Source organism: Dermacoccus sp. BD5 (assembly GCF_044878485.1).
GTDB classification, from domain to species: Bacteria; Actinomycetota; Actinomycetes; order Actinomycetales; family Dermatophilaceae; genus Dermacoccus; species Dermacoccus nishinomiyaensis.
The window spans coordinates 144636-155662 of sequence record NZ_JANJER010000007.1 but is presented as its reverse complement, the minus strand read 5'-3'; the positions used below and the strand labels follow the sequence as shown (position 1 = coordinate 155662).

At 69.7% G+C, this 11027-nt stretch carries 10 protein-coding genes; 3 read left to right on the top strand and 7 right to left on the bottom strand.

Going from position 1 to position 11027, the window contains the following annotated elements; all coding sequences use genetic code 11:
- Window positions 1-187: 187 nt before the first annotated feature.
- From pstS to NQ706_RS07495, 5 genes are all read right to left on the bottom strand, one after another.
- Window positions 188-1339, bottom strand: coding sequence for a phosphate ABC transporter substrate-binding protein PstS (pstS, locus tag NQ706_RS07515; RefSeq protein ID WP_006946444.1), 1152 nt, complete (start codon window positions 1337-1339; stop codon window positions 188-190).
- A gap of 169 nt (window positions 1340-1508) precedes the next feature.
- Complete coding sequence (locus NQ706_RS07510) at window positions 1509-2468, bottom strand: NUDIX hydrolase (protein ID WP_038569350.1); 960 nt, start codon at window positions 2466-2468, stop codon at window positions 1509-1511.
- On the bottom strand, window positions 2465-4777 hold the full coding sequence (locus tag NQ706_RS07505) for an RNA degradosome polyphosphate kinase (protein ID WP_038569349.1): 2313 nt from the start codon (window positions 4775-4777) through the stop codon (window positions 2465-2467). The genes NQ706_RS07510 and NQ706_RS07505 overlap by 4 nt, the downstream gene beginning before the upstream one ends.
- Window positions 4778-4787: 10 nt before the next feature.
- Window positions 4788-5708 (bottom strand): mycothiol synthase, encoded by a 921-nt coding sequence (gene mshD, locus NQ706_RS07500; RefSeq protein ID WP_038569347.1) that lies wholly within the window; start codon window positions 5706-5708, stop codon window positions 4788-4790.
- A 102-nt stretch (window positions 5709-5810) separates the two neighbouring features.
- On the bottom strand, window positions 5811-6494 hold the full coding sequence (locus NQ706_RS07495) for a response regulator transcription factor (RefSeq protein WP_038569345.1): 684 nt from the start codon (window positions 6492-6494) through the stop codon (window positions 5811-5813).
- Between the two features lie 62 nt (window positions 6495-6556).
- Between NQ706_RS07495 and NQ706_RS07490 the strand changes: the two genes are divergently transcribed.
- Together NQ706_RS07490 and NQ706_RS07485 are read left to right on the top strand one after the other, a co-directional pair.
- The gene (locus tag NQ706_RS07490; protein ID WP_038569344.1) at window positions 6557-6847 is read left to right on the top strand and encodes a hypothetical protein; all 291 of its coding nucleotides are present in this window, start codon (window positions 6557-6559) and stop codon (window positions 6845-6847) included.
- Window positions 6848-6893: 46 nt separating this feature from the next.
- Window positions 6894-7652 (top strand): hypothetical protein, encoded by a 759-nt coding sequence (locus NQ706_RS07485; RefSeq protein WP_150112788.1) that lies wholly within the window; start codon window positions 6894-6896, stop codon window positions 7650-7652.
- A 147-nt stretch (window positions 7653-7799) separates the two neighbouring features.
- Here NQ706_RS07485 and NQ706_RS07480 read toward each other — a convergent pair whose 3' ends face one another.
- Both NQ706_RS07480 and NQ706_RS07475 read right to left on the bottom strand, forming a co-directional pair.
- The gene (locus tag NQ706_RS07480) at window positions 7800-8297 is read right to left on the bottom strand and encodes an FABP family protein (protein ID WP_038569341.1); all 498 of its coding nucleotides are present in this window, start codon (window positions 8295-8297) and stop codon (window positions 7800-7802) included.
- 68 nt (window positions 8298-8365) lie between these two features.
- Window positions 8366-9469: an LCP family protein gene (locus NQ706_RS07475; RefSeq protein WP_051806145.1), complete on the bottom strand. Its 1104-nt coding sequence runs from the start codon at window positions 9467-9469 to the stop codon at window positions 8366-8368.
- A gap of 120 nt (window positions 9470-9589) precedes the next feature.
- Between NQ706_RS07475 and NQ706_RS07470 the strand changes: the two genes are divergently transcribed.
- Window positions 9590-10705: a folate-binding protein YgfZ gene (locus tag NQ706_RS07470; protein ID WP_242686798.1), complete on the top strand. Its 1116-nt coding sequence runs from the start codon at window positions 9590-9592 to the stop codon at window positions 10703-10705.
- Window positions 10706-11027: the final 322 nt, after the last annotated feature.

The window sequence follows — 11027 nt, the reverse complement described above, 5'->3', positions numbered from 1 at the left end:
TTTTTTCTCCCCCACACCCCCCCCCCCCCCCCCCCCCCCCCCCTGTCTTTTTCCGCCCGGGGCGGGGGGGGCGGGGGTTCTTCTCCCCCCCCCCCCCCCCCGCCCCCCCCCCCCCCCCCCCCCCCCCCCCCCCCCGGGGGGGGGGGGGGCCCCCCCCCCCCCCCCCCACCCCGTCAGGCGCTGTGCGTCACTGGATGGCGTTGACGGCCGTCTTGACCTTGCCCTGGATGTCGGCCGGCAGCGGCGCGTAACCCTGGGACTCGAGGTTCTTCTGGATGTCGTCGCCGGCGAAGTAGGTGAGGAACGACTTCACGGACTTGCCGATCTCGGCGTCCTTGTACTTCGAGCAGACGACCTCGTACGTGACGAGGACGATCGGGTAGGCGCCCGCTTCCTTCGTCGCGTAGTCGAGCTTGAGGCGCAGGTCGTTGCCCGTGCCGTCGATCTTCGCGGCGGAGATGGCCTTGGACGCCGAGGCGCCGGTCAGCTCGACGGCGCCCGCGCCGTTGTCGATCTTCGCGACCTGCAGCTCGTTGTCCTTCGCGGCCGACCACTCGGCGTACGTGATGCCACCGTCGGTCGACTTCACGGACGAGGTCACGCCGGCCGTCTTGGCCTTGCCCTCGCCCTTGCCCGTCCACTTCTTGCCGGGCTCGGCCGTCCACTTGTCCTTCGCGGAGGCGGCGAGGTACTTCGTGAAGTTCTCCGTCGTGCCCGACTCGTCCGAGCGGAAGAAGACCTTGATGTCCTTGGCCGGCAGGGTGACGCCCTTGTTGACCGCGGCGATCGCCGGGTCGTTCCACTTCGTGATCTTGCCGTTGAAGATGTCGGCGAGGACGGCCGGCGTCAGCGTGATCGGGTCCTTGACGTCCTTCAGGTTGTACGAGACGGCGATCGGGCCGGTCACCATCGGAATGTTCCAGGCCTCGGAACCGCAGGCCGTCTTGGCCTCGTCGGTCTCGATCTTGCCGTCCTTCGGCTTCGTCTTGAGCGCGGAGTCGGAGCCGGCGAAGTTGACCTGGCCGGCGATGAACTGCTTGATGCCGTTGCCGGAACCGGTCGCGTTGTACGTGACGTTGTTGTCGCAGGTCTTGCCGTACTTCTCGATGGCGTCCTGGATCGCGTTGTCCTGGGCGGAGGAACCCTCGGCCTTCAGGTCCTTCTTGCCGCAGTCGGCCGAACCCGAGTCGCCGCCGGACTTGGCGGCGTCCGTCGCGCTGGAGCCTGCGGACTTGGCGCCGTCGGTGGCGGAGTCAGACGACTCGCTGCCACAGGCGGACAGGGCAAGGGCGCTGGCCAGCGCGACGCCGGAGATGCGGGCGATGCTCGTGATCTTCACGGGATACAGACCTCTCGTCACAAAGTATTTCCGGGCACGTGCCTGGACGCTTGGAACCTAGGTCGTTCACGTGTCGCGAATCCCCCTTCGAGGTAAACGTTGAGTGAACGCAGTCTGAGGGGTGTGAGAGGCCTTGGGGCAGTGGGAGATTGCCGGTCGAAATCGGTGCTCAGCGTTCCCGGGGTGGGGTGCGCAAACGCTCCACCGAGACGATCTGCGCCTCCTGGCCGCCACCGAGGACCTGACAGACGAGCACCTCGCCCTTGTCCATCCCGTGCGCCTTGATGTGGCCGAGGCAGCGACGCGTCGCCGACCCGGTCGGCGCGAGTGCGGACAACCCCGCGACGAGATCGGGGATGAGGGGGCGGTGAGTGCACAACGCCGTCGCATCGGCGCGCTCGAGGGCGCGCGTCAACTGGCGGGCCGCCTTCTCGGGACGAGCGGCGAAGGTCTCCTCCGACAGCGCGCTCTTCGTCTGCAACCGCGTCCCGCTCGCGGACGTGAACGGCTTGACCGTCTGCACGCACCGCGTCGACGACGACGACACGACGCGCTCAGGAGCCCACGCGCCGAGGACGGGGACGAGCGCAGCGGCCCGTGCGCGGCCGCGCACGCTCAGCGGGCGGCGGGCGTCGTCGTCACCCCGATACGCGGCGCGCGCCTGGGCATGGGCGTGACGCACGAGCAGCAGCGGCCACGTCTCGAGGCGGCCGTCACGCTCGGCTTCGAGCAGGGCGTCGAGGGGGATGCGATCGCGTGCGTAGGTGAGCGTTCGTCGAGCCGTCTCGACGTCGAGCCAGCGCACCTCGTCGACCTCGTGCTCGAGCACTCCGCTGCCGCCGACGACCTGGGCGGCCCAGTACCGGACGAGCTTCGTCGCGCCGTTGTCGAGGCCGTAGACGAGCTCGGGCAGGGGGATGCCGAGACGCACCCGCAGCCCCGTCTCCTCGAGCACCTCACGCGCAGCGGCCTGAGCGAACGTCTCACCGGGGTCGAGCTTGCCCTTCGGCCACGACCAGTCGTCATAGCGCGAACGGTGCACGAGCGCCACCTCGATGCCGCTGCGGCGGCGGCGCCACACGAGCGCCCCGGCAGCAGGCACCAGCTCGGGGTTCTTGCCGCGCGTCACCGCCGGCGGGCCTTGCGACGACGCTTCGAGTACGCCTCGATCAGATCGGCCTGGTAGTCGTTCTTCGGCGCGCCGTCGGGCGTGAGGTTCTCCCGGATCCAGCGGCCCTCGGCGTCGAGACGCCACGACGAGGTCTGCGGGCTCATGCCGGTGGCGACGAGGTCGACGACCGTGGCGACCTGACGCTCGTCCGTCAGCCGCACGAGGGCTTCGACGCGGCGGTCGAGGTTGCGGTGCATCATGTCGGCGCTGCCGATGTAGGCGATCGGCTCCTGGCCTTCGACGTCGAAGACGAACACACGGCTGTGCTCGAGGAAGCGCCCGAGGATCGAGCGCACCTCGATGTTCTCGCTCAGCCCGGGTACGCCCGGACGCAGCGCGGAGATGCCGCGCACGAGGACGTTGACCTTCACCCCGGCCTGCGAGGCGCGGTAGCAGGCGTCGATGATCTGCTCGTCGACGATGGAGTTGACCTTGAGTGACACGCTCGAGGCCTTGCCGGCCCTGGCCGCCTCGATGCACCGGTCGATCTGCTCGATCAGACCGGAACGCACCGAACGCGGCGCCACGAGAAGGCGCTTGAACTTGGCGCGCGGCGCCATGCCCGACAGCTGGTTGAACAGCCGGCCCAGATCCTCGCCCACGTCGGGGTCGGTCGTGAGCAGCCCGAGGTCCTCGTAGAGACGAGCCGTCTTGGGGTTGTAGTTGCCGGTGCCGACGTGGCAGTAGCGGCGGATGCCGTCGCCCTCATGCCGCACGACGAGGCACAGCTTCGCGTGCGTCTTGAGCCCGACCATGCCGTAGACGACGTGCACGCCCGCGCGCTCGAGCTTGCGCGCCCACGTGATGTTGTTCTCCTCGTCGAAGCGCGCCTTGATCTCGACGACGGCGAGCACCTGCTTGCCGGCCTGCGCTGCGTCGATGAGTGCCGAGATGATCGGCGAGTTGCCGCTCGTGCGGTACAGCGTCTGCTTGATGGCGAGCACGTCCGGGTCGGCTGCGGCCTGCTCGACGAACGCCTGCACCGACGTCGAGAACGAGTCGTAGGGGTGGTGCAGCAGGATGTCGCTCGAACGCATCGCGCCGAGGATGTCGGGGGCCTCTGAGCGCTCCACCGGCGCGAGCAGCGGGTGGGTCTTCGGCATGAACCGCGGCCACTGCAGCTCGCTGCGGTCGAGATCGGCGATGTCACCGAGGCCGCGCAGGTCGAGCGGCTCGGGCAGGCGGAAGACCTCGTCGTCGCTGACGCCCAGCTCACGCGTCAGCAGGTCGAGGACGTGATCGTCCATGTCGTCGGCGACCTCGAGACGCACCGCCGCGCCGAAACGGCGTCGCGTCAGCTCCTTCTCGAGGGCGGTGAGCAGGTTCTCGGCGTCGTCCTCCTCGACCTCGAGATCCTCGTTGCGCGTGACGCGGAAGGTGAATTGCTCGTGCACCTCCATGCCGGGGAACAGCACGTCGAGATGCTCGGCGATGACGTCCTCGAGGGTGACGAAGCGCGCGTCGTACAGCGGGTCCTCGCCTTCGCCAGTCGGCAGCTTGACCATGCGTGGCAGCAACGGCGGCACCTTCACGCGAGCGAAGTGCTCGCGGCCCGTCTTGGGGTCGATGAGCAGCACCGCGAGGTTGACCGACAGGCCCGAGATGTATGGGAAAGGATGCGCCGGGTCGACGGCCAGCGGGGTGAGGACGGGGTAGACCTGCGCCCCGAAGTAGGTGCCCAGGTAGTCACGGTCCGCGTCCGTCAGCTGCGAGAGCTTGAGCAGGCGGATGCCCTCCTCCTCCAGGGCCGGGCGGACCTGGCGCTGGAAGATGCCGGCGTGCAGATCCATGAGGTCGTGCGAGGCACGCGTCAGGTCGTCGAGCAGCTCACGCGGTTCGAGACCGGACGCCGAGCGCACCGCGAGGCCGGCGGCGATGCGGCGCTTGAGGCCCGCCACACGCACCATGAAGAACTCGTCGAGGTTCGAGGAGAAGATCGACAGGAAGCGGGCGCGCTCGAGCAGCGGCACGTTCGGGTCGGTCGACAGCTGCAGGACGCGCTCGTTGAACTGCAGCCACGACATCTCGCGGTCGAGGAAACGGTCTGCGGGCAGCTCCGGCTCGTCAGCAGAGGCGGTCTTCGTCGACTTCGCCTTCTCCGTCGTGGCCGCCGAGCGCGCGACGTTGCGCGGACGAGAGGCCGCGCGTGGCTTGAACCGGGCGACGGCCGTCGACGGAGACGAGGGAGTGGTCTCGGGCGCCGAGTCGTCGTCGCGGCCCGCATCCTGCGGTTCTTTGGAGGCGGCGGTCTTGGGCGCAGTGCTCATGGCTCTATCTTCACATCGCCCGGGCAGGCGTGTGGACGTACATCACGTCGTGGGCAGCGCGGACGAACCCACGCCGCGCGTAGGTGGCCTTGGCCGGTTCGTTGTCGCCCTCGACGTAGAGCTCGACACTGCTCGCCCCCGCGTCACGCAGGTGAGCCAGGCCGAGGGCAGTGAGCGGCCCGGCGATGCCTCGTCCTTGACACTCGGGTGCGACCGCGACGACGTACACCTCGCCGGCCTCGTCGCCCGTCTCGTGCTTCGTCCAGTGTGAGGCGACGAGCTTTCCGCTCGCCTCGTCCCACACGAGGATCAGACCCGCCGGGTCGAACCACTCCTGCGCCTCGCGCTCGCGGAAGTCGGCGAGCGTCATGCGCCCCTGTTCGGGGTGATGCGCGAAGGCGCGCGCGTTGAGATCGACCCAGGCCTGCGCCTCGCGCTCGCTGCCGTCGTAACCGCGCGCGACCAGGCCCGCGGGGAGGGCGACGTCGAACGTCTCGTCGGCGGTGAGCGGACGCGTCATGCGCCACAGCTCGCGCGCCTTGCGCGCACCGAGGCTCGCGGCGAACGCCTGGGCAGCGGGCAGATCGCCGTGGGCCCAAAGGCGTACGGGCGTCGCAGTATCGCTCCTGGACTCGTCCAGGGCCACGAGCAGAGCCCGTGCGACACCCGCGCGGCGGGCGTCGGGCGCCGTCACGAGATCGCATCCGCTTGCATCTGACTGCGCGTCGACGAGCACGCCGACCGGTGAGCCCTCCCGGGAGGCGACGAGGATGCGGGCCGGTGGCGCGAGGCGCTCGAGCGCGAACAGCGACTCCTCGTTGAGGGCGGCCACCCCGTCGCTCTTCGCCGCGGAGCGCGCGAGCGCCAGCACGGCGTCGACCTCGTCGGGGCGGGCCGGGTGGACGTCGAGGTTCTGTGCGTCGATCTTCATGGCGTTCACGCTAGCGCGCACGGGTGACAACCGCGGAACGACGGGAGATTCAGAAGCCAAGATCGCGCCGGGAGCGCTGCTCGCGTCGGCCGGACGGAAGCGTCACGCGCCGTTCACGCCACCATCGACGAAGCGGTACCCGACGTTGCGGACCGTGCCGATCGACGTCTCGTGCTCGGCTCCGAGCTTGGCCCGCAACCGCCGCACGTGGACGTCGACGGTACGCGTGCCGCCGTAGTAGTCGTAGCCCCAGACCTCCTGCAGCAACTGCGCGCGGGTGAAGACCCGCCCCGGGTGCTGCGCGAGGTGCTTGAGCAGCTCGAACTCCTTGTAGGTGAGGTCGAGCGACCGCCCACGCACCCGCGCCGAGTACGACTCCTCGTCGATGACGAGGTCGCCGGCGGTGATCTGCGTGTTCGCCTCGTCGGGCTGCGAACCGGCGCGGGCCAGAGCTAGACGGATGCGGGCGTCGACCTCGGCAGGGCCCGCGACATCGAGGACCACGTCGCTGATCAACCACTCGGGGGTCAGTGCGACGAGGCCGCCCTCGGTGAAGATGGCCAGGACGGGCGTACCCGGCCACGCGGCCTCGACCATGCGGGTGACGCCGCGCATCGCGACGAGGTCGGTGCGCGCGTCGACGATGACGACGTCGGCGTCGAGCGGAGCGGCGAGCCGATCCGGGTCGGGCGTGCTCACGCGCACCCGGTGGCTCAGCAGCCCCAGAGCAGGAAGCACCTCGACGCTCGCGCCGCGAGCCGTCGTCAGAAGCAGGAGGTGCGCCACGCGTCAAGACTACGGTTAGCGTGGAGAGGCTGCAGGAGCATGGTCGAAGGATGGAACATCGGATGACGACAGACGTGGACGCTCGCCCAAGTGTGCGGGTGCGCTACTGGGCGGGTGCGGCGCAGGCCGCCGGGTGCGACGAGGAGAACCTGCCGCTCGCGGTGGGTGAGGCGCCCCAGAGCCCCGAGCTCACCGGCCGCGACGTACGCGCGCTCATCATGCGGGCCCACCCCGACATCGAGGCCGTGCTCGCACGCTGCAGCCTGCTGCACGGCGGCCGTCGCCTCGCCGATGACGCCTCGTTCGAGCCGGCAGACGTCGTCGAGGTGCTGCCCCCGTTCGTCGGGGGATGAGCCGTCAGGGGATGAGCGCCGGCGCGCGGGATGCGAGGATGGGCGCGTGAGCTCCGCCAAACCACCGACGCCGTCGATGCGCGCCTCCGGCGCGTGCGCCGGAGCTGTTGCGTCCGCCGCGATCTGCGCGGCGTCCTTCACGCCGGTGACGCTGATTGCGCTCGTCTTCGTGGTACTCGGGTGCGGACTCGCTTGTGGGTGGCCGCGCCTCGTCGATCTGCCGAGCCCGCGCGGCACCTCCTCGGTGCTCGTGGGCACCGCCGCCGCCCTCGCCGTCACGATGCTTGCCAGCGATGTCGGAGACCGCACGCGGTGGGCCGGTGCCGTCCTGTGCGTCGGTCTCATCGCGAGCTTCCTGCACCAACTGCTGCGCCAGGACGGGCGTCCGCGCCTCGTCATGACGCTCGCCGGGACGGCGCTCGGCCTCGGCGTGCTCGGGGCCGGCGCCTACTTCATCGACGCCGCCGACTCGTCGCAGACGCGTCACCTCATGCTCGCCACAGGCCTCGCGACGCTCGTCGGCAGCGTCCTCGACGGCGTGGCGGGGGCGACGTCACGGCGCCTCGAACTGGGTGCGGCGCAGTGCATGCTCGGCGCGATCGCCGGGTGCGGCGCCGTCATCGCGGGCGCATCGGTCTCGTCGGCCGCCCTGGCTGGTGGCGCGGCGGGCCTGTTGTCATGGGCGTGCCTGCGTACGACGGTGACGCTCGCGACGTCCGCCCACACGCGGGCGCAGATCGCCGCGGGGTGTGCGTGCGTCCTCGTCTGTGGCCTCGTGCCCGTCGCGGTGGCGCGTCTCGTCTGATCGCCCGCAGCCCGGTTGTCCGCACCGGGTCGTCGGCACGGTTGCCGCTCGAAACGATTGCCGCTCGAACCACCCCGAACGCCGATGGGCGCCGCGCCCGGTGAGGGGAGCGGCGCCCATCGGCGCGTCAGGCAGGAGCGCAGAACGTCAGTCGACGCGCTTGAGCTCGGCCGAGGCGTAGCTCTGCAGCGGTTCGCCGTTGAGCGCCGCGTCGTAGGCCCACATGAGGTTGGAGTTGACGTAGCCGAGCATGCGCGCGCCGGCCGTGTACTCGGGCGCCTGCGGCGAGCGGATGACGCCGTCGGTGCGCAGTTCGATCTTCGCGGGGGAGGTGTTGCCGTAGTACATCTCCACGATGCCGCTCGGGTGCGTCACCATGAACTCGACCTCGTTGTTCTCCAGCGGGCGCCAGTAGCCGAACTCCGTGTCGATGGCGTCCGTCTTGTTGCCCTGCTCGTCAAGCTTCCACATGCGCGAGTGCCACTCGAGGAAGGGGCGCTCGTCGTGGCTGACGACGAGTTCCTGGCCGAAGTTGGCCGACTCCATGCCGGGGTAGCCGATGACACCGGCGCCCTCCCAGCGGCCGACGAGCCAGGCAAGGGGGGCGAGTTCGATGGGCATGTTGACATCAAGTTCGAAAGGCACGGCACCAGGCTATCCGGTGACGTGCCTCTCGATCGAGCCGCGCGCGGGGGCTTTCCGCGTCCTGGGCCTCAGCTCGCAGCGCCCACGCGTCCGTTCGGGACGCCGGACATGTCGTCCTTGCGCAGGCCGTCGCTCAGCTTCTCGAGGCCCGCCTCATCGACGTAGTCGACCGATCCTGCGGCGCCCTCGTTGCCGAAACCGGTGTACGGCGCCGTGTAGAAGGTGATGTTCTGCGTGTCGAGGTCGCGCAGGCTGTAGGCGAGGCTCGTCATGTACCCAGAGGTGAATCCGTCGTCGACGGCCAAGTTGTCGGAGATGTCGCCGACGAGCTTGGTGATGGTCACCGGGTTGGTCAGGACGCCCTGGGTCTTGGCCCTCTTGAACATGGCGAGAATCCAGGCCTGCTGGTTCTTGCCACGGTCGATGTCGCCGTTCTTGAGCTGGTGACGCTCCTGGACGTAGTGGCGGGCCTGCGTGCCGTTCATGTGGTTCATGCCCTTGGACCAGCTGCCGTATCCCTTCTCGTCGAAGGCCTGCGGCACGTAGATGTCGACGCCGCCCATGTCGTCGGTGAGCTTCTCGAAGCCCTTGAACCCGATCTGCGCGACGTGATCGATGTGGACGTTCGTCGCCTTCTCGATCGTCTGGATGAGCAGGGTCGGGCCGCCGTACGCGTAGGCGGCGTTGATCTTGTTCTTGCCGTGGCCCGGGATGTCGACGTAGTAGTCGCGCGGGAAGTGCACGACGGAGACCCGCTTGCGGTCGTTGCTGATGTGGACGAGCTGGATGACGTCGGAACGGCTTCCGTCACGCAGGCTCGTGTTACGGCTGTCCGAGCCGAGCAACAGGATGTTCTGGGCGTCCCCGGCCGCGGCGTCTCGCGTCACGTTCGAGCTCGGCAGGAGCTTCTCGCGCGAGACGTTCGAGTCGAACACGTACTTGAGGTACAGGAAGAACCCGCCGATGACGAGGGCGACGATGAGCAGCAGCGCGAGCAGCGTGTAGAGCAGGACACGCAGCTTGCTACGCCTCCGTCGCCGGCCGGGGGCCTTCGTCGCGCGAGAGCGGGCGCCGTCGCTCGTCTCGCCCGTCGCGCTCGTGCCGTCGTGGGGCGAAGGGCCCGGGGTGCCGGGCGCGTCGTCGGCGTGCGGCATCGAGGTCTCGTCTGACATGGCCCCAGCATAGGTGGGCCGACCGAGGCTCACCTGGGAGCCGCGCGGACCCACGCGTACGGTGGTGCGGTGAGTGATATGCAGCCCCTGCCCCCTGAGGTCTCGGACGCGGATCGGGCCATGAATCCGGACACCGTCGACGCCGCCCATGTCGGCGCGACGGCGAACGCCCCCGCGTCGCAGCATGATGCGGCCCACACGGGTGACCGCTCGCCGTCCCTCGACCTGCCCGGCGCCGTGGCGGCCGACGGCGTCTGGGCGTCGGTGCCCGCCCACTACGGCAACCCGCTCGCGGAGCAGCGCGCGCTCGAGCAGGGCCGGGCTCACGTCGACCTGTCGGCCCGCGGCGTCGTGCGGGTCGCCGGCCCCGACCGCCTCTCCTGGCTGCACTCGATGACGACGCAGCACCTCGCCGACCTGGCGCCGTTCACCTCGACGGAGACGCTCGTGCTCAGCCCGCACGGGCACGTCGAGTTCGCCCTGCACGTCGTCGACGACGGCGAGGCGACGTGGCTGACGACCGATCCCGGTCGCAGCGCCGAATTGGCCGCATGGCTGCGACGCATGCAGTTCATGCTGCGCGTCGAGGTGGCAGACGTCTCCGACGAACACGCAGTCATCGGTGAGGTGAACGACGAGGAGTCGACCCCCGAGCAGGTGCGGGAGACCGGCGTCATCGCCTGGCGTGACCCGTGGCCGGCGCTCGGCCCCATGAGCGCGGCGTACGGTCCGAGCGCGCAGCACCCTGGTTCGGAGCGTCGGTGGCGCGAACTCATCGTGCCGCGCGAGCGGTTCGAGGCGGTCTTCGCCAAGGCTCAGCCGGCGGGTCTGTGGGCCGCGGAGGCGCTGCGCGTCGCGGCCTGGCGTCCTGACGGGCTGCTCGAGGTCGACCACCGGACCATTCCGCACGAGCTCGACTGGCTGCGCAGCGCCGTGCATCTGCAGAAGGGGTGCTACCGGGGGCAGGAGACCGTCGCCCGCGTCCACAACCTGGGTCGCCCGCCGCGGCGGTTGGCGTTCGTCCATCTCGACGGCAGCGACCACACGCTTCCCGAGGTCGGCGCCGAGGTCATGGTGCCCGGAGCCCCCCGTGCTGCGGGTCGGCTGACGTCAGTGGCGCGTCACCACATCGACGGGCCGATCGGCCTCGTCGTGCTCAAGCGCTCTACCCCGGCCGACGCGCCGCTGTTGATCGGCGGGGTGGCCGCCGCGCAGACCGTCATCGTCGCGCCCTGAGTGTTCGCGGCCGTGATGCTCGGGGCGGGGTCAAGGGGTCCTGACCGTGCAGGGTCTCAGATGAGTCTACCGGGACAGGATGCACAAAATGTGATTCATGTCACAAAACTGATGGGTAGCGGATGTCTGTATTGGCCATAGGGGTGGAGCTCTCACCCCCATGAGGCCGCTAAATGGCCCTGAAGCGTGTCAGGGTCCACTCCCACGGGTGAGATCCGGGGGGCGGGTGACGCGGAGGAGACCCCCAGGTTGCATCCTGTCCAGACCCCTTTCGCGGCCGGGGGTGGTGACAGCGGCCAGGAAAAATGATCGGCTGATGCCA